Raw genomic sequence first — 23,674 nt, 5'->3', positions numbered from 1 at the left:
ACAAGATGACAAGCACGAACAAGGCGCCCGATGTCGCCGTCTACATCGGACGCTTCCAGATCTTCCACAACGCCCAGCTGGCGCTGCTGCACCGCGCGCTCGCCGCCGCGCCCGAGTGCGTGGTGGTGCTCGGCTCGGCCTTCCAGGCGCGCACGCCGCGCAATCCCTTCACCTGGCAAGAGCGCGCCGAGATGATCCGCGTCGCGCTGCCGGAAGCGGAGCGCCAGCGGCTGAAGTTCCTGCCGGTGCGCGACCACTACGACTCCGCGCGATGGGTCGCGGCGGTGAAGCAGGGCCTGGCCCGGCTGCATCCCGGCCAGCCGTCGGTCGTGCTGGTCGGGCACCTGAAGGATGCGACCAGCAGCTACCTGCGCGACTTTCCCGGCTGGGCGCTCGACGACGCCGGGCGCCGCGGCGACATCCATGCGAGCGCGCTGCGCGACGCCTATTTCGGGGCGGCCCACGATGGTTCGCTGGAGCCGGCCTTGGCAGCCCTCGCCGGCCAGGCGCCGGAGAGCACGCTGCAGTTCCTGCGCGCCTGGGCCCGCCTGCCGCCTTATGCGGTGCTGGCGCAGGAATGGGAGAGCCTGCGCCGCGAGAAGGCGCTGTGGGCCGGCTCGCCGTACCCGCCGGTCTTCGTCACGGTCGATGCGGTCGTCCAGTGCGGGCGCCAGGTGCTGCTGATCCGGCGCGGCCGCTCGCCTGGCAAGGGTTTGTTCGCGGTGCCGGGCGGTTTTCTCGAGCCGCGCGAGACCGTGTGGCAGTCGGCCTTGCGCGAGCTGGAAGAGGAAACCGGCCTGCGCCTTCTGGACAGCGACATCGAAGCCGCCTTCAAGGCGGTGCAGGTGTTCGACCGCCCCGACCGCAGCCAGCGCGGCCGCGTCATCACCCACGCGCACTGGTTCGACCTGGGCCCGCGCCGCCCGCCCGAACTGACCGCCGGCGACGACGCCGCGGACGCCCGGTGGGTGCCCATCGACCAGCTGGCCGGCATGGAGGACCAGTTCCATGACGACCACTTCCACATCCTCGATTTCTTCTTCGGGTTGACCGCGGACAACGCGCAGGGCGGTACCGCATGAAAGACCAGGAGCGATACCGCGGCTGCCTCCTCGGGCTCGCCTGCGGCGATGCGGTGGGCACGACCGTCGAGTTCATGCCGCGCGGAACTTTCGAGCCCGTCACCGGCATGGCTGGCGGCGGCCCATTCAGGCTGGAGCCGGGCGAATGGACCGACGACACCTCGATGGCGCTGTGCCTGGCAACGAGCCTGGTCTGGCGGCGCGGCTTCGATGCCGTCGACCAGATGAACCGCTACTGCAACTGGCGCAGCGTCGGCTACCTGAGCAGCAACGGCGAGTGCTTCGACATCGGCATCACGGTGGCCACGGCGCTGGACCGCTACCTCGTGACCCGCGATCCGTTCGCTGGCGACCCCGACCCCAGGACGGCCGGCAACGGCGCGCTGATGCGGCTCGCACCGGTCCCGATGTACTTTCGCGCCAGCGCGGACCACACCTTCCGGTTTGCCGGCGAAAGCACGCGAACCACGCATGGCGCGCGCGAAGCCATCGATTGCTCGCAGCTCTTTGCGCTGCAACTGCGGGCAGCGTTGATGGGCGCAAGCAAGGAGCACATTCTTGCAACCGCAGTCCCCGAACCCCTGTCCGACAAGGTCGCAGCCATCGCGTCGGGTGGCTACGTCGGCAAGCCGCGCGAGGCCATCAAGGGATCGGGATACTGTGTCGATTCGCTCGAGGCGGCCCTTTGGTGCTTCTTCGGCACCGGGTCGTTCGAGGATGCCGTGCTGGCCGCGGCCAACCTGGGAGACGATGCCGACACCACGGCCGCGATCTGCGGGCAGCTGGCCGGTGCGCACTACGGCGCGTCTTCCATTCCGCCAGCCTGGCTCGAGCGATTGGCCCTGCGCGGCGACATCGAAGGCCTCGCCGATCAACTGCTGGAAGGCGCCGGGCCGTCCTGAGCCGGCCCCGCAGGGCCACTGTCTGCATCCACATGCACTGAAGTGCGCCCCATCGCTCGACATTTGGCGGCCCCGGCCGAGCGTGAATCTCCGCTTTTCACTTCGTGTGGTTTCCCCCAGCGTGGAAATCGCTTTGAAGATGCAACATCGTGCAGCCCTGGCGCGCCGGGGCTCGGGCGGATGAATCTTCATCTGCAGTTTATTTCCAGTCTGGAGACCACGATGGCCGTCAAAAGATCAGGCGCTTCCAAAGCCGCCACTTTCTGCTGCATTGCAGCACTCGTCACGGCCTGCGGAGGCAGCGGTGGCCCTCGCGGCTTTCCCATCGTGGGCGTTCCGCCGGACACCGGCGCACCGCCAGCGCAGAAGCTGGCCTGCGACGACAGCATGAAGACCCGCTTCGCGCCCGATGCGTCGACCACGGTGCTGCTGGTCAAGGCCTTCAAGAAAGGGGAGGCGCTGCTGCTGACGGGCGCCGCATCGCCGAGCACGCCCATCGCGCAGAACGACCTGTGCTTCGTCAAGCTCAATGTCGGCCCGGGCAACCCGGGCGTGGCCGGCGCGCCCTCCACCTCGCCAGGCATCGGCATCGAGATCTGGCTGCCCACGGCGGCCAACTGGAACAGGCGCATCCATGTGAAGGGCGGCGGCGGCTGGGCCGGCGGCACCCATGGAATCCTCACCGGCATCACGCCGGTCTCCGGCAGCGCCGGTTCGGCCAGCGACACCGCGGGCGTGGAGGGTGCCGTTTCCGCCACCACAGACACCGGCCATGCCATCAGCAACGGCTCCTTCGCGATGAACCCCGACGGCACCGTCAACACGATTTTGTGGAAGGACTTCTCGGAGCGCGGCATCCACGAGATGGCCGTCAAGACCAAGGCGCTGGCCAAGGCCTACTACGGCGAAGACGCGAAGTACGCCTACTGGAACGGCTTCTCGACAGGAGGGCGGCAGGGGCTCAAGGAGGCCCAGGCCAACCCCGCCGACTTCGACGGCATCCTGGCCGGCGCGCCCGCCAACAACTGGACCCGGTTCATCACGACCGAGCTCTATCCGCAGATCGTGGTCCAGCGCGACCTGGGCGGCGTGGCGATCACGGCGGACCAGCACACCACGGTCTCGAATGCCGCGATCAACGCCTGCGACATGGTCGGCGGCGTTCACCTGGGCTATGTGCCGGACCCTGCCGCCTGCCGCTACGACCCGACCATCGACGCGGCCGTGATCTGCACCGCCGATGGCGGCAGCAACGCCACCGCAGGCTGCGTGAGCCCGGCCCAGGCGCTCGCGTTCAACAAGTTCTGGTACGGCCAGACGGCCGACGGCTCGGTGCCCAGCCCCGCGGCCGACAACGGCTTCGCGGCCGCCACTGCGCCTGCGCAGAAGTGGTACGGACTGGCGCGCGGCGCCAGCCTCATGGGCCTGGCCGGCGCCACGCCATTCCCCATATCCAGCGACATGGTCGCGCTCGAACTGCAGGATCCGACGATCGCGACGCCCAGCTTCCTCAACGCCACCGGCAATGGCGCCGACCGCTGGAAATCGCTCACGTACGCGCAGCTCGCCAACGCCTGGGACCGCGGCGTGGCGCTGCAAGGCGCGTTCGCCAACATCAACACCGACAGCGCCGACCTGAGCGCGTTCCGCGACCGCAAGGGCAAGCTGATCTCCTATCACGGCCTGGCCGACACCTTGATCCCGCCGCAAGGCACGATCAACTACTACAGCCGCGTCGCCGCGCAGATGGGCGGCGTGGCGGCCACGCAGGGCTTCTACCGGCTCTACCTCGTTCCCGGCATGGGCCACGGCTTCAGCAACGGCACGTCGAATGCCAATGCGAATCCTCCGCTGCCGACCAACGCGCAGCTCTACGAACTGCTGACCGCCTGGGTGGAAAAGGGCATCGAGCCGCCGGCGCGCGTGGAAGTGGCGACGGTGGCCAGCGCCAGCTTTCCGGCCGTGAAGTCGCGCCCGCTGTGCCTCTATCCGCTCAAGGCGAACCACACCTCGGGCGACCCCAACCTGGCCGCGAGCTACAGCTGCTCCTGAGTTGCCCCGTCTCCCCGGGCATTGCGGTTAGCATATTCGGCTGCATACGGCCGGGGCGAGAATCAATGCGGATACTGCTGGTGGAAGACGACAAGGTGCTGGCCGACGCGCTCTCGCGCGCGCTGGTGCAGTCCGCCCACGCGGTGGACATCGTCTCCACCGGCGAAGAGGCCGACCATGCGCTCGCGCTCGGCATCTACGACCTGGCGATCCTCGACATCGGCCTGCCCAAGCTCAGCGGGCTGGACGTGCTGCGGCGGCTGCGCGCCCGCAAGTCCACCATGCCGGTGCTGATGCTGACCGCCTTCGACACCCTGCAGGACCGCGTGCGCGGGCTCGACCTGGGCGCCGACGACTACCTGGCCAAGCCCTTCGACCTGCCGGAGCTGGAAGCACGCGTGCGCGCGCTGCTGCGCCGAAGCACCAATTCCACGCCGTACCTCGAGCACGGCCTGCTGCGCTTCGACACGGTGGGCCGGCGCGTGTTCTACGACAAGAAGCCGCTGGACCTGTCGCCGCGCGAGCTCGCCGTGCTGGAGCTGCTGATGATGCGCGAGGGTCGCGTAGTGGGCAAGGAGCAGATGGTCAACCATCTCTACGGATGGGGCGACGAGGTCGGCGACAACGCGATCGAGGTCAACGTCTACCGGCTGCGCAAGAAGCTCGAGCCGCTCGGATGCGAGATCCGCACCGTGCGCGGCATGGGCTACCTGATGGACCGCGGCGATGCGCAAACCTGAGCCCAGGCTGCAGCGCAAGCTGCTGGCCTGGCTGCTCGGTCCGCTGGCCGTGCTGCTGGTGCTGGACACCGGCGCCGCCTACTGGAACTCGCTGCGTTTTTCCAACCTCGCCTACGACCGCGCGCTGTACGAGATCGGGCGCGAGATCGTGCTGCACGTGAAGCTCGACGGCCTGCAGCCGCGGCTCGACCTGTCCGAGGCCGCGGGCAACATCCTGCTGCTCGACCAGGACGACCTGCTCTTCTACCGCGTGGCCAGCGAGGACGGCAAGGCGCTGGGCGGCGATGAAGAAATGCCGCCGCCGCGCCCCGGCGACCCCGCCAGGCCGCGCTTCTACCGCGACACGGTGCGGGGCGAGCCGGTGCGGATGCTGGTGGCCTCGATGCCCATCGGCGGCAACCCCGAGGCGCCGATGGTGCAGGTGCAGGTGGCCGAAACGCTGCACAAGCGCACCCATCTTGCGTGGGAGATGCTGGCCAACGTGGTGGTGCCGCAGCTGCTGCTGATCGTGATGGCCACGGCGGTGGTCTGGTTCGGCATCTCGCGCGGGCTCGAGCCGCTGCAGCGGCTGCGCCGCGCGGTGTCGGACCGCTCGCACCTGGACCTGAGCCCGATCGACATCCACGACGTGCCGGGCGAGGTGCGGCCGCTGGTGGACGAGGTCAACGAGCTGATGGCGCGGCTCGGCCGCACCTTCGATTTCCAGAACCGCTTCGTGGCCGACGCCGCGCACCAGCTGAAGACGCCCGTGAGCGGCCTGAAGGCGCAGATCGAACTGGCGCTGCGCGAGAGCGACCCCGAGCGCGTGCGCCATTCGCTTGCGCAGCTCTACATCAGCGCCGACCGGCTCTCGCGGCTGGTGCGCCAGCTGCTTTCGCTCGCGCGCAACGAGCCCGGCGCGCTCGACGCCATGCAGCTGCAGCCGCTGGACCTGAACGCCTACGCGCTGGAGGTCAGCATGGACTGGGTGCCGCAGGCGCTCAAGCGCGACATCGACCTGGGTTTCGAAGGCGCCGAGCATCCGCTGGTGATCAACGCCGACCGCGACCGGCTGCGCGAGCTCATCAACAACCTGATCGACAACGCGGTGCGCTACAGCCAGGCGGGCGGCCGCGTGACCGTGCAGGTGGGCCAGAGCGACAGCGACCAGTGCCGCCTGGCCATCAGCGATGACGGTCCCAGCGTGCCGGTGGAGGAGCGCGCGCGCATCTTCGAGCGCTTCCACCGCCTGCTCGGCACGCAGGAGGACGGCAGCGGCCTGGGCCTGGCGATCGTCAGCGAGATCGCCACGCTGCACGGCGCGCGCATCACGCTGGAAGAAGACATCGACGGCGTGGGCAACACCTTCAGCGTCTTCTTCCCGCTGCGCCAAGCCTGAACAGTGCCGCCCAGGCCGGCCCTGTAAGCTGGCTGACAGCTGGGGGACATGTGGCTGACAGCCAGCCGGCAGAAAGGTGACAGCGCCGGCCCGTAGCCTCGAACACGTCGGAACCGCCGTGGTTCCGCGTCCACTTCGAGGAGACACCCCCCATGTCGTTTTTGACCAGTCCGGATTTCTGGATTGCCCTGTCGCAGATCATCCTGATCAACATCGTCCTGAGCGGCGACAACGCCGTCGTCATCGCGATGGCTTCCCGCTCGCTGCCGCCTGCCCAGCAGAAGAAGGCGATCCTGTTCGGCAGCATGGGCGCCATCGTGCTGCGCGTGGTGCTGACCTTCTTTGCGGTCTACCTGCTGACGCTGCCCTACCTCAAGCTGGTGGGCGCCGCGCTGCTGTTCTGGATCGGCATCGGCCTGCTCAAGGGCGATGACGGCGAAGAGAACCTGGAAGGCCATTCGAGCCTGGCTGCGGCCATCAAGACCATCGTGGTCGCCGACCTGGTCATGAGCCTGGACAACGTCGTCGGCGTTGCCGCCGCGGCCAAGGGCAACGTGCCGCTGCTGGTGTTCGGCCTCGTGATCAGCATTCCGCTGATCATCTTCGGCAGCACGCTGATCCTCAAGCTGATGGACCGCTTCCCGATCATCATCACGCTCGGTGCCGCCCTGCTGGGCTGGGTGGCCGGCGAAATGGCGATGTCGGATCCGTCGATCGCCGGCTGGGCCGCGAGCCAGCATGCGCTGCACACGATCGTGCCCGCGATCGGCGCCATCTCCGTCGTGGCGATCGGCAAGTGGCTGACCAGCCGGCAACAGCAGCCGGAACCCGCCAACCAGTCGGCCTGAAGCAGGTGTCGGCGTGAGACGGCGCATTCTGGTCCCCATCGACCCGACCGAGCCGGCCCGCACGCGCGCGGCCATCGAGCAGGTCGTGCGCATCTGCCGGCAGGAGCCGGCGGCTGTGCGGCTCTTGCGGGTGCAACCCGTGGTCTCCGGCCACGTCGCGATGTTCTTCGACCCGCAGGAGCTGCGCGAGCTGCAGCAGAGCGCGGGCGCCGAGGAACTGCAGTTCGCGCAGAACCTGCTCGCGATGTCGGGCGTGTCCTGCAGCAGCACCGTGGCGATCGGCCGCAGCGCCGAGACCATCGTTGCGGCGGCCCGCGACTTCGGCTGCGACCGCATCGTCTTCGGGCGCGACGAGCCCAGCCTTGCGGGGCGCATCTTCGGCTCGCTCGCGCAGCAGGTGCGCCAGCTGCTCGGCGCGAGCGGCGACCTGCAGGTCATCGGCTCCTGACGCATGGCGGCGGCGGCGCCGCGCGCGCCGCCGTCACGTCAGGATGCGTCTTTCTTCGCCATCCTGGTCCAGCGCAGGTCGGTGTGCCGGCCGGCGTATTCGCGGTCGATCTCGTCGATCAGGACATCGGCGTTCTTCGGGTCGACCGCCGCCAGGATCGCATCGATCTTGGCTTCCATGCGGTCGTCGCCTTCCTTGGACTGCGGCGAGCCGACATAGAGCAGGAAGGCCAGGCCGCCGATCTGCCACAGCAGCTGCAGGAACTCCGACTGCCAGTTCTCCAGCGTGTCCCTCGACATCTGGATCAGGTAGCCCGACACCTCCGGCGGCACGCCGAAGTGCTTCTGCTCGTCCACATAGGCGAACCAGCCGAAGACCCAGTGGCCCACCAGCGACACCAGGAAGAAGCCGAGCGTGACCCAGCCATAGCCATACAGTTTCCAGATGGATTTCTTCATGCTTTGCTTTCTGTTGGTTGAGCGCCTTCCTGGGGGGCGCCCCCGTGGCCGCGCCGTGCGCGCTCGCTGCGGGTGCGGTCGAGCGCGGCATGGCTTCTCTTGGCGGCCGCTTCGCATTTCTCGTGCAGCTCGGCCAGCTCCTTGTCAGTGAGCTTCTCGATGCCCATGAACTCGTCGCCGGCGTTCGATGACCGGATCAGCTCGTCGAGCTTGGTCTGAAGTGCCGCCCCGTCGCGGTTCTGCGTGTTCTGGATCAGGAACACCATCAGGAAGGTGACGATGGTGGTGCCGGTGTTGATGGTCAGCTGCCAGTTCTCGGAAAAATGGAAGAAGGGCCCCGCCGCCGCCCAGGCAACGACCAGCGCGACACAGATCAGGAATGCAATCGGACTGCCGGCCGCGCGCGCCGTGGCATTGGCGAAGGATGCGAAGAACTTGTCCATGTCGCGCAGCCTGATGCGTTGCCAACTGCAGAGCGTCATCCAGCGCCGATAAAGAGAGTTTGAATTTTTCCCTTGCGCTTGTGAGACGGCAGCCGGCGAGTAGGAAAGTACCGACCCGCACTGGCGGCACTTGCTTGCGCGGGACCGGTTGCGGCTGCCGCTCAGATGGCGGGGTTCAGGCAATGGAGGTGATCCCATGCATGCAAGAGTCCGTTTCCTTGGCCACTCGGTGCACCAGATGCTGGTGGTGTTTCCGCTCGGGCTGCTCGCCACTGCGGTGGTGTTCGACATCATCTACCTGGCGGGACACAGCCAGGTCATGGCCGCCGTTTCATACTGGCTGATCGCGGCCGGCCTGGTGGGCGGCGTGCTCGCCGCGCCTTTCGGAACCCTCGACTGGCTGGCCATTCCTTCGGGCACCAGGGCCAAGCGCATCGGCGCCATGCACGGCGGGGGCAACGTGCTCGTCCTGCTGCTGTTCGTTGCGAGCTTTCTGCTGCGCGACCGCGACTATGCGCCGCAACTGGGCCAGATGGCCTGGTCCTTCGCAGGCGCGGCCCTTGCCATGGTCACGGCCTGGCTCGGCGGAGAGCTGGTGGACCGGCTGGCATCGGTGTCGACGAAGACGCCGGCATGAACGCTTCGAGCTCGCTGCACAAGCGGCACGTGATCGCGGGCAAGTAGGCTTTCGCGCTGCGCGCCGGCCTCAGGCCCGGCGAAGCGCGGGCACCGGGCGCACGAACTCGGGCCGGAAGCAGCGCTGGCTGCCGTCGGGAAATTCGATCGTCACGGAGACCGCATCGGCGGCCGTGACGCATCCGACCCCATAGCGCGGCACGCGCACCGACGCTCCCCGGGCAAAAGCGGCGGCGTGCTGCGGCGGGTCTGCTTCTTCCTTTGCTGCCGCGTCTCGCGCAGCCGCGCGGCGCTCGCGCTCGTGGCGGGCCAGCCGCACGCAGTTGTCGCAGGCGCCGCAGCGCTGCGCGAGCGCATCGCTTCCAAGGCCCGACAGAAGCACCTGCCAGCGGCACAGGCCGGTCGTCGCATAGAAGGTCATGCGTTCCAGCGCCTCGCGGTCCTGCTCGCGCTTCTCGCGGTGTTCGTCCAGAAGCGCATCGAGTTCGGCGTCTTCGAGGGGCGGCTTCCCGCGCCAGTGCAGCCGTCCCTCGCGGTCGCGCGCCACCCGGTCTTGCTGCCGCAGCAGGCTCAGCAGCACGCGAAGCTTGCCGCGCGGCAGGCGCGCGCGCTGCTGGAGCTGCGCCTCGCTCCAGCCCGGTGCCGCGGCTGCGTTCGGCATCGGCAGCAGCTGCTGCTGCAGCGCACGCAGTTCGGCCAACTCGGGCAGCCAGCCGGCCAGGAAGAACTGCTGCACGGCGCGGTCGCGCCGCAGGTACAGAAGAATGCAGTCGGCGCGCTCGCCGTCGCGGCCGGCGCGGCCCGACTCCTGGTAGTAGGCATCGAGGCTGGAGGGCATCTGGTAGTGCAGCACGAAGCGGATGTCCGGTTTGTCGACCCCCATGCCGAAGGCATTGGTGGCCACCATCACGCGCAGCTTGCCCGCCATGAACGCGTCCTGTGCGGCGCGCCGTTCGCCGGCGCGCCGCCGGCCGTGGTACAGGCCCGCGGACTCGCCGGCGGCCGCCAGTTCGGCGAAGAACGCCTCGGCCGCCTTCACCGTGGCGGTGTAGACGATGCCGCTGCCCTTGAGGCCCGCCACCAGCGCGAGCGCGCGCCGCAGCTTGTCTTCCTCGCGCATCGCCGGCTCGACCGCGTAGTGCAGGTTGGGCCGGTACGCGCCGGTGTCGACGAGGCCGGCGCGCGGAATGCCGAGCTTCTCCATGATCTCCCCGGCCACTTCGCCGTTTGCCGTGGCCGTGAGCGCCAGCACCACCGGATGGTTCAGCGCGCGCACCGCCGCGCCCAGCTCGAGGTAGGCGGGCCGGAAGTCGTGCCCCCACTGCGAGATGCAATGCGCCTCGTCGACCACGAGCAAGGAGGTCGGGTGCCGCTGGAGCAGCGCGAGGAAATCGGCGTCGGCCAGGCGCTCCGGCGTGCTGAAGATCACGCGCGCCGAACCGTCGGCAATGGCGGCCTGTGCGTCGTCGATCTCCTGTGCGGTGCACTGGCTGTTGAGCTGCACGGCGCTCACGCCCGTCGCGTTCAGCTTCTCGCACTGGTCCTTCATGAGCGCGATCAGCGGCGAGACCACCACCGTCTGCCCCGGCGCGAGCACCGCGGGCACCTGGTAGCACAGCGATTTTCCGGCGCCCGTGGGCATGACGGCGAGCGTCGATTCGCCGCCGACCACGCGATCGATCACGCGGCGCTGCCCGGGCCGCAGCCGCCGATGGCCGAACACCTCGTGCAGCACGCGGTCAACGGGTGCTTCAGAGGCGGCGCGGGTGCGTTGCTTGCGGACGGCGGCCCGCGTCGTCGGCTTCGCTTTCTTCGGCGGTGGCTTCTGGTGGTGCTCTGGCATGCGTGAGCGCCAATCTGCCCGCCGGGCGAACGCCGCCCTGTGGGCGCACATCCATGCGCCGCGTCGGCCGGGTCTTAGAAGTCGATGCTGGCCGAGAGGCTCAGCGTGCGCGGCGAACCGACGAACAGGTAGCCCGCGGCCGACGTGCCCCAGTAGTCCTTGTCGAACAGGTTCTCCACGTTCATGCGGAAGGTGACGGGCTTGCCGCCGAGCCGCGTCGCATAGCGCGCGCCGGCATTGAAACGATTCCAGCCGGGGATGTGCAGGGTGTTGGCAGGATCGACGGCGGTCTTGCCCGTGTGGATCATGCGGCCCGTGAGCGTCAGGCCCGGAAGGAACAGCATGTCCCATTCCGCGCCCAGGTTCAACTGCCAGTCCGGCACGCCGATCGCCTTCCTGCCTTCCAGCGCACTCGTGGTCGCCTTGGTGATGATCGCGGCCGATCGCAATGGGTTTTCCCACGGTGCTCCTGCACTAGCGTCACCGCGCGCTCACGCACCTCGGGTGAGAACTTCTTCGACTTCTTCATGGCTCAATCCTCTCCCGAGAGCTTTGAGCCCCACAATCCGGGGCGATTCAAAGAGAGTCAAGGATGGCTTGAGAGGACACGCCTGGGTGCGTGTTGGTATTCAGGCGAGGTCCGCATCTGGTATGGAGAGCGCCAGAAATCGGGTCCTGCCACAGCGGATTGCTTCAGCACTGATCGTACTAACGACGCCATGAGCCCTGGGGCATCTCGAAAGGCCACGCTCACTTTGGACGCAGGTCCGAACCTCGAACAAGCAATTTTCACCAATAGGGTGTTTCAGCGCTTGCTGAAATTAGCTTTGCCGATGAAATTTCTTGACATTTTCACCAAAAAGGCTACTTTCAGCGAATGTTGAAAGCGATCGAGTCGATGAAAGAGGTAGCTTGCCAAGCTGCGGACGCCCTCCGAACGCTGCTCGAACAGGTGTCAGCGATCCAACTGCTGGACATTGAGCACGGGACCCGGGATCCCCACTTCGGGATCAATATCGTGGCGCACATCGACGTGTCGGGCGCGCGGCGTGTCCTGGTTTGCGAAGTGAAGTCGAGTGGGCAGCCGCGCCATGTTCGAATGGCATTGCTTCAGTTGCGCCATTACATCGCTCATCAGGCACCAGACGCCACGCCGGTTTTTATCGCACCGTATCTGACCCCGGAAGCCCAAGCACTCTGTCGCGAGCAGGAAGTCGGGTTTCTCGATTTCGAGGGCAATGCCCGCTTAGTCTTTGACGGCATCTTCATCGAGCGCCAAGTTGCCAGCAAGCCAGTTGCCGAGCGGCGGGAGCTCAAATCGCTGTTCAAGCCGAAGTCAGCACAGGTGCTGCGCGCAATGCTTCGTGATCCCAACCGAGCGTGGCGCGTCACGGAGCTCGCTCAGGTCGCCGATGTCAGCTTGGGCCATGTGAGCAATGTGCGCACCGGCCTGCTCGATCGTGAGTGGGCGCAAATATCCGACGAAGGCATGCACTTGTCTGAGCCCGACGCGCTTTTGGACGAGTGGCGCGACGCCTACGAACCACCGGCTGGCCCGCGAATGAACTTCTACACGACCTTGCACGGTGGTCCGTTGGAGGCGGCTGCGCGGCGGGTTTTGCATGCGGATCGCGAAGCCGGTCGGGCGATATTGGCGTCTTTCTCTGCAGCGCAGTGGCTCGCCCCATATGGCCGCACGGGAATGCAGTATTTCTACGCGGACGATGCGGGCCTTGAACATTTGCTCGCGGGCCTGAAGCTGTCGTCGACTTCGAAAGGCGAGAACGTGACTGTGACTGTGCTCAAGGACCTCGGTGTCTTCCGCGATACAGTGGAGCCAGCACCTGGCGTCATCTGCACCAGCCCGGTCCAGACGTACCTCGATCTCGCTGCGGCCGGGGAGCGAGGGCGGGAAGCAGCCGAGCATCTACGAAAAGAATGGCTGACATGGCCGAAATGACGCAGGGCGAGCCACAGTCCGCCGCCGACTACGACGACCGCACGACAGCGGCCGTCAAAACGGTGCTTGTCGAGATTGGTCAGATCCTTGGGAGCTTCAAGGGCAAGTTCGCCATCGTCGGCGGCGCTGTACCGTGGTTGCTGCTCGATAACCAAGACATGCCGCACGTCGGCACGCTGGATGTGGATCTCGGCCTGGACGCAGGCGCACTAGGCGACGGCGAATATGCCATGCTCATTGAGGCGTTACAGGGCCACGGCTATGAGCAGCGCCGCGAACTCCGACGCTTTCAGCTCGTTCGCGAAGTTCCTACCCAGGACGGCGGTACTCCGATTGACGTCATTGTCGACTTCCTGATGCCCCGTAACGCCGAGATCGTCAAGAACGTGCCGCCTCTGATCAGCGACTTTGCAGTGCAAAGAGCGGACGGTGCCGATCTGGCCCTTCACTTCTATCGGTTGGTGGCGATCACCGGTTCGATGCCGGCTGGCGGGACGAACCGCGTCGAGATCGCCGTCTGCTCGATCCCAGCGCTTCTGGCAATGAAGGGTCATGCAATCGAAGGACGCTACAAACAGAAGGACGCCTACGACATCTATTACTGCGTCCGCAACTACCCGGGAGGCCCAGAGGCGCTCGCCGAGGAGTGCCGCCCGTTGCTCGGTCATGCCAGCGGCGCGGAGGGGTACGGCTTCATTGCGGGTAAGTTCGACACCGTCGAGGGCTTTGGGCCGACATGTGTACGTCGCTTCGTCGAAGAAACGGATGTCCTCGGAGATCGCAGTCCGGAGCAGTGGCAGCAGGATGCTTTCGGTCAGGTCGACGCCTGGCTGCGCGCACTCGGGTTGAGGGAGGCGGCCCCATGACTCACCAACGTTCAGCATCTTCGATGCACTGTCTGCCTGGGGCGAGACGCTACCAGGTTGGCAACATTTCGTTCTGAGCGGGCTCGTGGCGGCGGAGGTGGAATTGCCCGATGAAGCCCTCGATGAGGTTCTTTCCGAGTACCGGATCGATCAGCACCTGGCCGACCCAGATGCAATGCACGTGGACCAAGGCATGACATTGCCGCGGTTTGGGGCAGGCGTGCCGACATTCGCTATGGCTAGTAAGTTGGCCGTGATGTCGTCGGTATCCGAAGTCGATGCACTCGCCGCCAGCGGGCGGGGCTACAGCGAGCAGCTGATCGAGCGCAACCCGCGCCAGACGCGCTCGTCCTCCCTGACCTGGCCGATTCGCCAGGCACCGTCTGGCGAATCTCCGGCACTGCCGCCGGGACATGCTGCGCTGGCGTCTGATGGGCCGTCGCTCGCCGGCGCCGATTCTGCCGGCGCTCCCGGACCGCGACCGTTGGAAGACCTTGCGCGATGTGCACGCTGCCTGGTCCGCCTACGTTCTCCGGCAAGATCATGGCCGCGAACTAACGCACCTGCTGGAACGCCGAGCAGCTGCAGAGCGAACTGGAGAAGACGCGGCGCATGCTGGAGACGCGCGGCGCCCTCGGCGGCAAGGACCAGGCGGGGGACACGGCCGGGCCATAGAAAAAGTCCTGCGGAATTCTTTTCGGCGCCGAATCCTTTTGGCCCTGGAGTGGCCTCCATGCAAGGGTCAACAATCACCGGAGCCCGCACCATGTTTCATCTCAAGCGCAACCTCCCGTCATGGGAGCGCGCAGTTCGGCTGTGTCTCGGCGTCATCGCCGCCCTCGGCGCTTTCTACTTCCTGCCCGCCGGGACGCTTCGCATGCTGGGGTTCGGCACCGCGGGAATGCTCGCGGCCACGGCCATCGTCGGGTTCTGTCCCGCCTGCGCAATGCTCGGCCGGAAGGCCGCGGACCCGGCCCGATGATCGGCGCGTCCGCCGCGCTGATCGAAGCCGCCTGCGCCGGGGACGAGCGGGCGCTGTCGCAATTGCTGCGCGCCTGCCAACCCGACCTCCGGCGATTCGCGCGCCGCACCTGCTCGAACAGCGAGGACGCCGAGGATGCGGTGCAGGTGGCGCTGTGGCAGCTGCACCGCAAGATCGGCACGCTCGGCACCGTGGCGGCCTTTGCCAGCTGGCTGTTCCGCATCGTCGAGCGCGAGTGCTACCGGATCTTCAAGCGCGGTGCCGCCAAGGCGCCCCTTCCAGCGCCGTTGGCAGAGGAACTGGCCGCGCCACCGATTCCCACGGACCTGCGCCTCGACCTTGCGAAAGCGATTGCCGCGCTGCCGGAGGCCTATCGCGTCGCGCTGATCCTGCGCGATGTGGAGGAACTGACCGCCCCCGAAGTCGCGGCAAGCCTGGGCCTGAGCGTGCAGGCCGTGAAGAGCCGGCTGCATCGCGCCCGCGCGATGGTGCGCGAGAACCTGATGAACGGCGGTTACTGGGAGCGGGATGGCGAATCGAGGCCGGGTCCGCGGGCGGACATCGGGTAGCCCTCTTTTTTCACTCGTCCAACGCCGGGTCCTTGCGCGTGCGCGTCAGCAGGCTGCGCACCGAAGATTCGAGCTCGCGCAGCTGGAGCGCAATGCCGTGCAGCTGCTCGGCAAGAGTCGTGAATCCGGCGGGGTCCTCCGTCCTGGCGGCGGCCGGGCTCGCCGGCCGGTGCGAAGCCTCCGGGCTCACGGCGTGCATCAAGGCGGCGACGCTGGCGGCGGCACCGCCGGCTGCACGGCGAAGCGTGTCGATGGCCTGGTCGACCTGCACGTCGCGCCTTGCCATGGCATCTGCCACGCTGCCGCGCCAATCTTCCAGCGCGCGAGGCTCCTTGCCGAACAGGTTGTCGATCTCCTTCATACCCCGATTTTGTCGGAGAACGGGGTTCAGATCACGCATGGCCGTCGGCGGCTCTCGAGCAGCCTTGGCTTAGGATGCGCCGATGCCTCTTTCGCAACTTCCGGCGGATCGCCCCGAAGGGTGCCTTTCTTCATGAGGCCGGCCGGCCCCGTCGCAAGACTGCTCTGGCGCGCGCTGGCGCTGGTGTTCGTCGCCCTCGGCCTGATCGGCGCCTTTCTTCCCGTTCTGCCGACGGTGCCGTTCCTGCTCGCGGCCGCCTGGGCTGCCGGGCGCGGCTGGCCCGCGCTCGAAGACTGGCTGCTCGGGCACCCCCGCTATGGCAAGCACATCCGCCAGTGGCGCCAACGCGGAGCGGTGCCGCGCCGCGCGAAATGGACCGCGACGGCCATGATGGCGCTGAGCTCGGCCGTGCTGCTGGCCGCCGCCGCACCCATCGCCGTGAAGATCGGCGCGCCGGTGCTCATGGCGGCGGTCGCGATCTGGCTGTGGAGCCGGCCCGAAGACTGATCGTCAGACGATCTCGGCCGGACCGGTGAGCACGCGCTGGTACTTGCCCATCGCCTCGGGCTCCACGCCGAGCCAGCGCGCCACCTGATCGAGCGTGGCGCCCCTGCGCAACTGGCGCAGCGCAAAGGTGTGGCGCAGCAGGAAGGAGCCGCCGCCGGCGGCCTCGATGCCCGCATCCTGCAGCACCTGCTTGGCGGCAACGTACTGCGCCTCCTTGCTCCAGGGCTTGCCGGAGCGCGTGGCCGGGAACAGGAACTCGCCCGCGATCAACAGCTCGGCGCGTACCTTGAGCCAGTGCTGCAGCAGTTCGCCGGCCCAGGGAGCGACCGGTGCCTCGCGCGCCGGCGAATTGCCGTTGCCCGGCACCGCCACCTTCCAGGGCCGATCGCGCCGGCCGGCCATCTGCGATGTGGGCGCATCGAGCCGCAGCAGGCGGACGTCTCCGGGCGTGAGCCCCGCGCCCAGCTGCAGGGCAACGGCCGTGCGGTTGCGCAGCGCCTGCCAGCTCAGCGCGGCCTGGGCATGCCGGTCGCCTGCCGCGCCGGGACGTGGCCGGGCGCTCGAGAGAAAGACGATGAGATGCCGGGCCTCGGAGACCGAGAGGAATTCCGGCAGCGGATCGGCCCGCACCGAATCCGCATAGCGAATCTCCGGCTGCGTTGCGATCCAGTCCGCGGCGGCGGTGTTGACGGGAACGTCGTGCGTCTGTGCATGGTGGCGCAGCACCCGGTCGATCAGCCGAAGCAGGCGCAGCGCATAGCGCGGCGACAGCGACAGGTCGTCGCTTTTCATGCCGAAGCGCGCCTGCTGGAACGCCGACAGGTCGCCCTTGTCCAGCGACGCAAGCGTCACCGCGGGCGACTGGCCGAGGCACCAGGCCGTGAAACTGCCCCACATGTCGCGATAGACCGCGATGGAAGAGGGCTGCCGCAAGGCGCCGTTTTCTTGCTGCGCGGCCAGCCAGCTGGCAAACGCCGCCTGATGCGATTCACCGGAGGGTTCGGAGAAGAGGGGAAGCGACGGCATAGGAAATACGCTAACGGCAGGTGTTTCTTTGATGAGCGAAAGGACGGCCGGGCACGGAATGGAGTTCTGATTGAAGGAACGGATTGCCGTTAGTGTATTTGCTTGTCGGATCTCACGGCACTCCCTCGGCGACGCAGCAAATACCACGCAGCCGGAACCACCAGCATGCTCAAGAGCGGCGCGGTGACCATGCCGCCCACCATGGGCGCGGCAATGCGCGTCATCACTTCCGAGCCGGTGCCGCTGCCAAGGAGGATGGGCAGCAGGCCCGCCATGACGACGGCCACCGTCATGGCCTTGGGCCGCACGCGCAGCACGGCGCCTTCGCGGATGGCGGTGCGCAGGGTCTGGTCGTCCATCGGCTCGCCGGCGGCCAGGCGCCGCGCCAGCGCGTTCTTCAGGTAGACCAGCATCACCACGCCAAACTCGGCCGCCACGCCGGCCAGCGCAATGAAGCCCACCGCCGTGGCGACGGAGACCGAGTGGCCCATGGCCCAGACCAGCCAGAAACCGCCGATCAGCGAGAACGGCACGGCCGCCATCACCAGCGCCGCGTCGCCGAACGACCTGAACAGCAAGTAGAGCAGCACGAAGATGACCGCCAGCGTCGCCGGCACGACCAGCTTCAGCCGCTCGGTTGCGCGCTCCAGGTATTCGAACTGCCCGGACCATGACACCGCGTAGCCCGCGGGCATCTTCACGGCGCGGCCGACAGCTGCCTGCATGTCGGTGACGGCGGAGCGCAGGTCGCGCCCGCGCACGTCCACATAGACCCAGCCCGACAGCCGCGCGTTCTCGCTGCGCAGCATCGGCGGACCGTCCTCGATGCGGATGTTGGCGACATCGCCCAGCAGCAGTTGCGCGCCCCTGGCCGTGACGAAGGGCAGCTGCCGCAGGCGCTCGAGCGAGTCGCGGACCTCGCGCGGATAGCGCAGGTTGATCGGATAGCGCTCGCGCCCCTGGATGACTTCGCCCACGTTGTCGCCGCCGATGGCCGTGGACACCACGGCCTGCACGTCCGCCACCGAGAGGCCATGGCGCGCTGCCGCGAGCCGGTCGACATCGACATCGATGTAGCGCCCGCCGGTGAGCCGCTCAGCCAGGGCCGACGACACGCCGGGAACGCCCTTGACCGCGGCTTCGATCTGGGTGGTCAGCGCATCGATGGTGGCCAGATCCGCCCCGGCCACCTTGATGCCGACGGGGCTCTTGATGCCCGTGGCCAGCATGTCGATGCGGTTGCGGATCGGCGGCACCCACACGTTGCTGAGGCCCGGCACCTTGACGGCGCGGTCCAGTTCCTCGACCAGCCTGTCGGCCGTCATGCCCGCGCGCCATTGCGCCCGAGGCTTGAACTGGATGGTGGTCTCGAACATCTCGAGCGGCGCTGGATCGGTGGCCGTGTCCGCGCGTCCCGCCTTGCCGAACACGCGCTCGACCTCGGGCACCGTCTTGATCAGCCGGTCGGTCTGCTGCAGCAGCTGGGACGCCTTCGACACCGAAAGCCCGGGCAGCGCCGACGGCATGTAGAGCAGGTCGCCTTCGTCCAGCGGCGGCATGAACTCGCCGCCGAGCCGCATCATCGGCACCGCGGTGAGGGCCAGCAGCACGGCGGCAACGAAGAGCGTTCCCTTGGGAAAGCGCAGCACCAGCTCCAGCGCGGGCCGGTAGGCCGCCATGAGCAAGCGGTTCACCGGGTTGGCGGCTTCATGCGGAATCCGCCCGCGGACCAGGTAGCCCATGAGCACCGGGATCAGCGTGACCGACAGGCCCGCCGCGGCCGCCATGGCGTAGGTCTTGGTGAAGGCCAGCGGCGAGAACAGCCGCCCCTCCTGCGCCTCGAGCGAGAACACCGGCACGAAGGACAGTGTGATCACCAGCAGCGAGAAGAACAGCGCCGGCCCCACCTCGACGGACGCATCGGCCACCAGCCGCCAGCGCTCGGCCACCGCGGGCGGCCGGCCCTGCGCGGCCTCGAAGGCCTCGATGTGCTTGTGCACGTTCTCCACCATGACGATCGCGCCGTCCACCATCGCGCCGATGGCAATCGCGATGCCGCCCAGCGACATGATGTTGGCGTTGACCCCTTGCCAGTGCATGACCACGAACGCGGCCAGCACGCCGATGGGCAGCGCCACCACAGCGACCAGCGCCGAGCGCAGGTGGAACAGGAACACCGCGCAGACCAGCGCCACCACGACGAACTCCTCGACGAGCTTGGAGCGAAGGTTCTCCACCGCGCGGTCGATCAGCAGCGACCGGTCGTAGGTGGGCACGATCTCCACGCCCGGCGGCAGGCCCGGCTTGAGCGCCTCGAGCTTCGCCTTGACGGCCTCGATGGTCGTGCGCGCGTTCTTGCCCGAGCGCATGACGACCACGCCGCCGGCCACTTCGCCTTCGCCGTCCAGCTCGGCGATGCCGCGGCGCATCTCGGGGCCGATCCGCACGGTGGCCACGTCGCGCAGCAGCACCGGCGTGGCGCCCGTCACTGCGAGCGGGATGGTCCGGAAATCATCGAGCGAGCGCAGGTAGCCGCGCGAGCGCACCATGTACTCCGCCTCGGCAAGCTCCACCACCGAGCCGCCCGAGGCCTGGTTGCCCTTCTGCAGGGCCTCCACCACTGCCGCCTGCGTGATGCCGAGCGCGCGCATGCGGTCGGGGTCGAGCACCACCTGGTACTGCCGCACCATGCCGCCGATGCTGGCCACCTCGGCCACGTCGGGCACGGTCTTGAGCTCGAACTTGAGGAACCAGTCGTTGAGCGCGCGCAGCTGCCCGATGTCGCGCGTGCCCGTGCGGTCGACCAGCGCGTACTCGTAGACCCAGCCCACGCCCGTCGCGTCGGGGCCGAGCGATGCGCTCGCGCCCGCGGGAAGCCTGGCCTGCACCTGGTTGAGGTACTCCACCACGCGCGAGCGCGCCCAGTACGGATCGGTCTTGTCGTCGAACAGCACATAGACGAACGAGTCGCCGAAGAAGGAATAGCCGCGCACGGTTTTGGCGCCGGACACGCTGAGCATGGTGGTGGTGAGCGGATAGGTGACCAGGTCCTCGACCACCTGGGGTGCCTTTCCGGGGTAGGGCGTGCGGATGATGACCTGCGTGTCCGAGAGATCGGGCAGGGCATCGAGCGGCGTATGCGCCACCGACCAACCTCCCGCGGCCACCAGGAACAGGGTCGCGATCAGCACCAGGAAGCGGTTGCCGACCGACCAGCGGATCAGGGCGGCGATCATTTCGTGGCGCCCGATTGCAGTCGCTGGATGGAGACCAGCTCGTAGCCCATGGCGCCGCCTTCCCTGAACTCGAAGCGCACCGGGTCGCCCGGCTTGATCTCGGGGAATGCGCTGGGCGCGGCCTTGCCGAAGCCCATCGTCATCGCGGGCCACTGGAGCGTCGCGACCGGCCCATGCGAAATGGTGATGCCGTCGGGCGCCACGCTCTCGACCTTGCCTTCGGCCTGGTGAGTCACCACGGCCGGTGCCGGGGCGCTTGCGCCCGGTGCGGCCGCGGGTGCCGCCATGTTGCCGAGCACCGAGCGCAGCCGCGCCTCCGAGTCGATCAGGAACTGGCCGCTGGCCACCACCTCTTCGCCCTCGGACAAGCCCGAGACGACCTCGGTGTCGTCGCCCAGGTCCGCGCCCGGCGACACGTCACGCGGCTCGAAGGCACCGTCGGCCTTGCGCACGATGACGACGGCGCGCCGGCCGGTGCGGATCACCGTCTCCGAAGGCACCACCAGCCGGTTGCTCGCGGGCCCCGCCACCTGCAGCCGCAGCAGCATGCCGGGCGCGAGTTTTCCCTTGGTGTTGTCGACCTCGAAGCGGGCCTTCAAGGTGCGGGTGGCGGTGCTGATCTCGGGCAGGATCTCGTCGAGCGCACCGTCGAACGACTGCGATGCGTCGGCCTGCAGAACGGCCTTGGCCTTCTGCCCGCGCGCGAGGCCAAGCGCCTGCGCCTCCGGAATCTCGGCCACCGCCCAGACCTTCTGCAGGCCCGCGATGCGGAACAGCGTCATGCCGGGCGTGACCGCGACGCCTTCGCGCACGCCCAGCTCGGCCACCACGCCATCGACCGGCGCGGTGAGCACGTAGCGCGCCTGCGCTGTGCCGCTTTCCTCGCTGCGCCGGATGAGTTCGGCGGGAATCGACAGCGCCCGCATGCGGGCGCGGGCCGCCGCAACGAGATCGGGCGAAACGCCCGCGCGCCTGAGCGCAAGCCACTCGTTCTGCGGCCCGAGCCAGTCGGGCGCGAAGAGGGTGGCCAGGGCCTGGCCCTTGCGCACGCGCTCCATCGGTGCGCGAACCGACAGGCGCTCGACGTAGCCGGCCACGCGGGTCTGCACCGCGGCATTGAGCCGTTCGTCGAACTGCACGGAACCGATGGCTTCGAACGAGGACGACGCGTCGGTGCGCCGCACCTTCGCATACCGGATGCCGAGGTTCTGCTGCGCGGCGGGGCTGATCTTCACGCCCGCGTCGCCAGCCGCACCGGTGGCGCTGTCGGCATACACGGGCACGAGTTGCATGTCCATGAACGGCGACTTGCCGGGCTTGTCGAAGCGCGGGCCAGGCACCATCGGGTCATGCCAGTAGAGGACCTTGCGGCCATCGGGAGCGGCGGCCGCGATCGAGGCATCCGCGGCCTGGCCCGTCTTGCAGCCCAGGTAGAAGGCACCGGTGGCGAGCAGCAGGGCGGCCAGCAGCAACACGCCCGCGGTGAGTTTTCGGTTCATTGCGCCACCTCGGCAGTGAGCGGCCGGAAGGCCAGTTGGATTTGGGTCCGCGCGAGATCGCGCTGCAGCGCCAGCAGCTTGCGCTGCGCTTCGAGTTCGGCATGCCGCGCCTCGAACGGCGCAGCGAGGCTCGCCTGGTTGGAGCGGTAGGCCGCCATCGCGGCGGCCGTCCTCTGGCCGGCGGGAACGACGACACCGGCGCGATAGCGCTCGATGCGCTGCCGCAGGCGCTCGGCATCGCTCGCGAGTGCGCGGTATTCGGCACCGGCGACGCGGGTGGCCTCGGCCAGATCGGCTTCGGCCTTTTCGACGAGCGCCAGCCTGGCGGCGGTGTCGCGGTCCTGCCGTTCGCCGGGTGCCACGGGCAGCGGAATGCTCACGCCGACCGACACCACGTCGGAATAGCCGGTGCGCTGGCCGTAGGCGAGCTCCCAGGTCCAGTTGGGCTTGCGGTTGGACGCCGTGACCGCCGCCGCCTGCCGGGCCACGTCGACGTCGCGCTGCCGCGCGGCCACCGTGGCGTGCCCGGCCACATAGGCGTCTTCAGCGGGCAAGGGAAGCTCGCCGACGGGCATCAGCTCGTCGGGTTGCACGCCCACCCAGCGTTCGAGCGCCACGCGCGCGGCGTTCTGCTGCTGCCGGATGTCCGCCGCCTCGTCTTCCGAGACGCCCTTTGCACCTGCCATTGCCAGCGCCTCCTGGCTGCTGCCGGCGGCCGACGACAGGCGCGCACGCGAAGCTTCCAGCTCTTCATGCGCGTGGTGTTCCGCCAGCACGGCGAGCTTCAGGCTTTCGCCGGCGTAAAAGGCGTCCAGGTATGCGAGCGCGGTCTGCAGGCGGGTCTCGGCCGCGGCCACCTGCGCCTGCACCCTTTCGCGTCCGACCGCCGCATCGGCAGCGGCCTGGCGCGCCGCGCGCTTGTCGGCGGACAGCCATTCCTGGCTGATGCCGATGCGCTTCATCGTCATCGGTTCGCGCGCGGTGTGGAAGCGGTCCGGCCCGGTCGCGGGCAGGTTGTCGATGCCCACGCGCAGCACGGGATCGGGAAGCTGGGCCGCGGCCTGCGCCGCTTCGGTGGCGCTCCGCACCCCGGCGCGGGCGGCGCGTGCCGTCTCGGAGCGCCGGGCGGCCAGCTCCAGCGCGGCGTCGAGCGACAGGGGCGCGGCCGTCGCAAGGCACGGCAGCAGCACAACCGCCAAGGCGGTTGCGCGGGAAAAGAAAATGGACATGACAACTCCGCGGACGAACGAGGCAATCGCTGGCAAGCGGACGCGCCGCACCAGCACCGGTCAGTCGACGGAGGGGTCAGACGCGAAGTCTGAGAGTCGCAAGAAAAACAGGATCAGGCGGCGGATGCTGCCGCTCGGGCAGTGCCTGGCGCGGGAGCGGCTCGGCCAGCGCTGCCAGCACCAGCGGCACGGCCAATACCTGCACGATGGCAGGCAGCGAAGGCGTGGCGGCCTTCACCGGTTCGAACGACAGCGACATGTCGGCGGCATGCTGGTGGCACAGCAGGGGCTGGGCGGTGTCCATGCCCTCGCAAGGCTCGCCCGGCGCCATCGCCATCCCGGCCGTCGATGCCGTGTCCGCTGCCCCGGGACAGACATAGCTTGCCAGCGCCAGTTGCGAGAACAGCAGCGACAGGACCACGAGGAACGCGGTCGTGCAATGTCGGGGGAGGCGATAGCCGCGCATGGCCGCTCAGTGTATCGCCAGCCACGGCACGTTCCGCGGCCCTCGATCAAAGGGGTCATGGAAAGAACGGACTGTCGGGCTTGGCCGCTCGCCGATAAGATTTTCGAACGGCAACGTCGCCGCGGCCCTTCAGCAAGCACCGA

23 protein-coding genes are annotated in these 23,674 nt (G+C 68.2%); 13 read left to right on the top strand and 10 right to left on the bottom strand.

Annotation, left to right across the window (positions count from 1 at the left end):
* Positions 1–5: 5 nt before the first annotated feature.
* From AC1DSC_RS18510 to AC1DSC_RS18480, 7 genes are all read left to right on the top strand, one after another.
* A complete protein-coding gene (locus AC1DSC_RS18510) occupies positions 6–1,082 on the top strand; it encodes an NUDIX domain-containing protein (protein WP_478131845.1) in 1,077 nt (358 codons plus the stop codon).
* Positions 1,079–1,984 carry an ADP-ribosylglycohydrolase family protein gene (locus AC1DSC_RS18505; protein WP_015866309.1) on the top strand — a complete coding sequence of 302 codons (906 nt, stop codon included), beginning with the start codon at positions 1,079–1,081 and terminating at the stop codon, positions 1,982–1,984. Before AC1DSC_RS18510 ends, AC1DSC_RS18505 begins: the two co-directional genes overlap by 4 nt.
* Positions 1,985–2,206: 222 nt before the next feature.
* Positions 2,207–4,036 (top strand): tannase/feruloyl esterase family alpha/beta hydrolase, encoded by a 1,830-nt coding sequence (locus AC1DSC_RS18500; RefSeq protein ID WP_062365285.1) that lies wholly within the window; start codon positions 2,207–2,209, stop codon positions 4,034–4,036.
* 65 nt (positions 4,037–4,101) lie between these two features.
* Positions 4,102–4,776, top strand: coding sequence for a response regulator (locus AC1DSC_RS18495; RefSeq protein ID WP_015866311.1), 675 nt, complete (start codon positions 4,102–4,104; stop codon positions 4,774–4,776).
* Complete coding sequence (locus AC1DSC_RS18490; RefSeq protein ID WP_062365286.1) at positions 4,763–6,154, top strand: sensor histidine kinase; 1,392 nt, start codon at positions 4,763–4,765, stop codon at positions 6,152–6,154. Before AC1DSC_RS18495 ends, AC1DSC_RS18490 begins: the two co-directional genes overlap by 14 nt.
* Before the next feature lie 152 nt (positions 6,155–6,306).
* Complete coding sequence (locus tag AC1DSC_RS18485; RefSeq protein ID WP_015866313.1) at positions 6,307–7,002, top strand: TerC family protein; 696 nt, start codon at positions 6,307–6,309, stop codon at positions 7,000–7,002.
* A 13-nt stretch (positions 7,003–7,015) separates the two neighbouring features.
* Complete coding sequence (locus AC1DSC_RS18480; protein ID WP_369664631.1) at positions 7,016–7,450, top strand: universal stress protein; 435 nt, start codon at positions 7,016–7,018, stop codon at positions 7,448–7,450.
* A 38-nt stretch (positions 7,451–7,488) separates the two neighbouring features.
* Here AC1DSC_RS18480 and AC1DSC_RS18475 read toward each other — a convergent pair whose 3' ends face one another.
* Together AC1DSC_RS18475 and AC1DSC_RS18470 are read right to left on the bottom strand one after the other, a co-directional pair.
* A complete protein-coding gene (locus AC1DSC_RS18475) occupies positions 7,489–7,908 on the bottom strand; it encodes a DUF6766 family protein (protein WP_015866315.1) in 420 nt (139 codons plus the stop codon).
* The gene (locus tag AC1DSC_RS18470; RefSeq protein ID WP_062365423.1) at positions 7,905–8,351 is read right to left on the bottom strand and encodes a low affinity iron permease family protein; all 447 of its coding nucleotides are present in this window, start codon (positions 8,349–8,351) and stop codon (positions 7,905–7,907) included. Before AC1DSC_RS18470 ends, AC1DSC_RS18475 begins: the two co-directional genes overlap by 4 nt.
* Before the next feature lie 196 nt (positions 8,352–8,547).
* Between AC1DSC_RS18470 and AC1DSC_RS18465 the strand changes: the two genes are divergently transcribed.
* Positions 8,548–8,988, top strand: coding sequence for a DUF2231 domain-containing protein (locus AC1DSC_RS18465; RefSeq protein ID WP_478131844.1), 441 nt, complete (start codon positions 8,548–8,550; stop codon positions 8,986–8,988).
* 69 nt (positions 8,989–9,057) lie between these two features.
* Here AC1DSC_RS18465 and AC1DSC_RS18460 read toward each other — a convergent pair whose 3' ends face one another.
* Together AC1DSC_RS18460 and AC1DSC_RS18455 are read right to left on the bottom strand one after the other, a co-directional pair.
* Positions 9,058–10,830 (bottom strand): RecQ family ATP-dependent DNA helicase, encoded by a 1,773-nt coding sequence (locus AC1DSC_RS18460; RefSeq protein ID WP_062365288.1) that lies wholly within the window; start codon positions 10,828–10,830, stop codon positions 9,058–9,060.
* A gap of 74 nt (positions 10,831–10,904) precedes the next feature.
* Positions 10,905–11,279, bottom strand: coding sequence for a TonB-dependent receptor domain-containing protein (locus AC1DSC_RS18455; RefSeq protein WP_018906954.1), 375 nt, complete (start codon positions 11,277–11,279; stop codon positions 10,905–10,907).
* 428 nt (positions 11,280–11,707) lie between these two features.
* On the opposite strand from AC1DSC_RS18455, the gene AC1DSC_RS18450 reads away from it, so the two are divergent.
* The 4 genes from AC1DSC_RS18450 to AC1DSC_RS18435 all read left to right on the top strand — a co-directional run bounded on the left by AC1DSC_RS18450 (position 11,708) and on the right by AC1DSC_RS18435 (position 15,207).
* Positions 11,708–12,790, top strand: coding sequence for a type IV toxin-antitoxin system AbiEi family antitoxin (locus AC1DSC_RS18450; protein WP_062365289.1), 1,083 nt, complete (start codon positions 11,708–11,710; stop codon positions 12,788–12,790).
* Entirely contained in the window at positions 12,778–13,656 is an 879-nt protein-coding gene (locus AC1DSC_RS18445) for a hypothetical protein (protein ID WP_062365290.1), read from the top strand. Before AC1DSC_RS18450 ends, AC1DSC_RS18445 begins: the two co-directional genes overlap by 13 nt.
* Before the next feature lie 766 nt (positions 13,657–14,422).
* Positions 14,423–14,638 carry a YgaP family membrane protein gene (locus tag AC1DSC_RS18440; RefSeq protein WP_018906958.1) on the top strand — a complete coding sequence of 72 codons (216 nt, stop codon included), beginning with the start codon at positions 14,423–14,425 and terminating at the stop codon, positions 14,636–14,638.
* Positions 14,635–15,207, top strand: coding sequence for an RNA polymerase sigma factor (locus AC1DSC_RS18435; protein WP_062365291.1), 573 nt, complete (start codon positions 14,635–14,637; stop codon positions 15,205–15,207). Before AC1DSC_RS18440 ends, AC1DSC_RS18435 begins: the two co-directional genes overlap by 4 nt.
* 10 nt (positions 15,208–15,217) lie before the next feature.
* Here the strand turns inward: AC1DSC_RS18435 and AC1DSC_RS18430 are convergent, their stop codons facing one another.
* A complete protein-coding gene (locus AC1DSC_RS18430; protein WP_062365292.1) occupies positions 15,218–15,568 on the bottom strand; it encodes a hypothetical protein in 351 nt (116 codons plus the stop codon).
* A gap of 132 nt (positions 15,569–15,700) precedes the next feature.
* Between AC1DSC_RS18430 and AC1DSC_RS18425 the strand changes: the two genes are divergently transcribed.
* Positions 15,701–16,075, top strand: coding sequence for a YbaN family protein (locus tag AC1DSC_RS18425; RefSeq protein WP_369664630.1), 375 nt, complete (start codon positions 15,701–15,703; stop codon positions 16,073–16,075).
* Positions 16,076–16,078: 3 nt separating this feature from the next.
* Here the strand turns inward: AC1DSC_RS18425 and AC1DSC_RS18420 are convergent, their stop codons facing one another.
* The 5 genes from AC1DSC_RS18420 to AC1DSC_RS18400 form a co-directional block, all read right to left on the bottom strand.
* Positions 16,079–17,101, bottom strand: a complete 1,023-nt coding sequence (locus AC1DSC_RS18420; RefSeq protein WP_018906962.1) for a tyrosine-type recombinase/integrase — start codon at positions 17,099–17,101, stop codon at positions 16,079–16,081.
* 89 nt (positions 17,102–17,190) lie between these two features.
* Positions 17,191–20,337: an efflux RND transporter permease subunit gene (locus tag AC1DSC_RS18415; protein ID WP_369664629.1), complete on the bottom strand. Its 3,147-nt coding sequence runs from the start codon at positions 20,335–20,337 to the stop codon at positions 17,191–17,193.
* The gene (locus AC1DSC_RS18410) at positions 20,334–21,836 is read right to left on the bottom strand and encodes an efflux RND transporter periplasmic adaptor subunit (protein WP_478131843.1); all 1,503 of its coding nucleotides are present in this window, start codon (positions 21,834–21,836) and stop codon (positions 20,334–20,336) included. Before AC1DSC_RS18410 ends, AC1DSC_RS18415 begins: the two co-directional genes overlap by 4 nt.
* The gene (locus AC1DSC_RS18405; protein ID WP_436288331.1) at positions 21,833–23,065 is read right to left on the bottom strand and encodes a TolC family protein; all 1,233 of its coding nucleotides are present in this window, start codon (positions 23,063–23,065) and stop codon (positions 21,833–21,835) included. The genes AC1DSC_RS18410 and AC1DSC_RS18405 overlap by 4 nt, the downstream gene beginning before the upstream one ends.
* A gap of 76 nt (positions 23,066–23,141) precedes the next feature.
* On the bottom strand, positions 23,142–23,531 hold the full coding sequence (locus AC1DSC_RS18400; RefSeq protein ID WP_369664626.1) for a hypothetical protein: 390 nt from the start codon (positions 23,529–23,531) through the stop codon (positions 23,142–23,144).
* Positions 23,532–23,674: the final 143 nt, after the last annotated feature.

It is taken from the genome of Variovorax sp. 01N425 (assembly GCF_056399465.1).
This window is presented reverse-complemented; position numbering and strand designations above follow the sequence as displayed.

What these genes read in the sequence shown, in the direction of transcription:
- AC1DSC_RS18420 (WP_018906962.1), bottom strand. Translation starts at nt 17,101, where the DNA reads ATGCCGTCGCTTCCCCTCTTCTCCGAACCCTCCGGTGAATCGCATCAG.
- AC1DSC_RS18495 (WP_015866311.1), top strand. Translation starts at nt 4,102, where the DNA reads ATGCGGATACTGCTGGTGGAAGACGACAAGGTGCTGGCCGACGCGCTC.
- AC1DSC_RS18470 (WP_062365423.1), bottom strand. Translation starts at nt 8,351, where the DNA reads ATGGACAAGTTCTTCGCATCCTTCGCCAATGCCACGGCGCGCGCGGCC.
- AC1DSC_RS18425 (WP_369664630.1), top strand. Translation starts at nt 15,701, where the DNA reads ATGAGGCCGGCCGGCCCCGTCGCAAGACTGCTCTGGCGCGCGCTGGCG.
- AC1DSC_RS18500 (WP_062365285.1), top strand. Translation starts at nt 2,207, where the DNA reads ATGGCCGTCAAAAGATCAGGCGCTTCCAAAGCCGCCACTTTCTGCTGC.
- AC1DSC_RS18510 (WP_478131845.1), top strand. Translation starts at nt 6, where the DNA reads ATGACAAGCACGAACAAGGCGCCCGATGTCGCCGTCTACATCGGACGC.
- AC1DSC_RS18410 (WP_478131843.1), bottom strand. Translation starts at nt 21,836, where the DNA reads ATGAACCGAAAACTCACCGCGGGCGTGTTGCTGCTGGCCGCCCTGCTG.
- AC1DSC_RS18505 (WP_015866309.1), top strand. Translation starts at nt 1,079, where the DNA reads ATGAAAGACCAGGAGCGATACCGCGGCTGCCTCCTCGGGCTCGCCTGC.
- AC1DSC_RS18460 (WP_062365288.1), bottom strand. Translation starts at nt 10,830, where the DNA reads ATGCCAGAGCACCACCAGAAGCCACCGCCGAAGAAAGCGAAGCCGACG.
- AC1DSC_RS18435 (WP_062365291.1), top strand. Translation starts at nt 14,635, where the DNA reads ATGATCGGCGCGTCCGCCGCGCTGATCGAAGCCGCCTGCGCCGGGGAC.
- AC1DSC_RS18440 (WP_018906958.1), top strand. Translation starts at nt 14,423, where the DNA reads ATGTTTCATCTCAAGCGCAACCTCCCGTCATGGGAGCGCGCAGTTCGG.
- AC1DSC_RS18430 (WP_062365292.1), bottom strand. Translation starts at nt 15,568, where the DNA reads ATGAAGGAGATCGACAACCTGTTCGGCAAGGAGCCTCGCGCGCTGGAA.
- AC1DSC_RS18400 (WP_369664626.1), bottom strand. Translation starts at nt 23,531, where the DNA reads ATGCGCGGCTATCGCCTCCCCCGACATTGCACGACCGCGTTCCTCGTG.
- AC1DSC_RS18445 (WP_062365290.1), top strand. Translation starts at nt 12,778, where the DNA reads ATGGCCGAAATGACGCAGGGCGAGCCACAGTCCGCCGCCGACTACGAC.
- AC1DSC_RS18490 (WP_062365286.1), top strand. Translation starts at nt 4,763, where the DNA reads ATGCGCAAACCTGAGCCCAGGCTGCAGCGCAAGCTGCTGGCCTGGCTG.
- AC1DSC_RS18405 (WP_436288331.1), bottom strand. Translation starts at nt 23,065, where the DNA reads ATGTCCATTTTCTTTTCCCGCGCAACCGCCTTGGCGGTTGTGCTGCTG.
- AC1DSC_RS18485 (WP_015866313.1), top strand. Translation starts at nt 6,307, where the DNA reads ATGTCGTTTTTGACCAGTCCGGATTTCTGGATTGCCCTGTCGCAGATC.
- AC1DSC_RS18415 (WP_369664629.1), bottom strand. Translation starts at nt 20,337, where the DNA reads ATGATCGCCGCCCTGATCCGCTGGTCGGTCGGCAACCGCTTCCTGGTG.
- AC1DSC_RS18450 (WP_062365289.1), top strand. Translation starts at nt 11,708, where the DNA reads ATGTTGAAAGCGATCGAGTCGATGAAAGAGGTAGCTTGCCAAGCTGCG.
- AC1DSC_RS18465 (WP_478131844.1), top strand. Translation starts at nt 8,548, where the DNA reads ATGCATGCAAGAGTCCGTTTCCTTGGCCACTCGGTGCACCAGATGCTG.
- AC1DSC_RS18475 (WP_015866315.1), bottom strand. Translation starts at nt 7,908, where the DNA reads ATGAAGAAATCCATCTGGAAACTGTATGGCTATGGCTGGGTCACGCTC.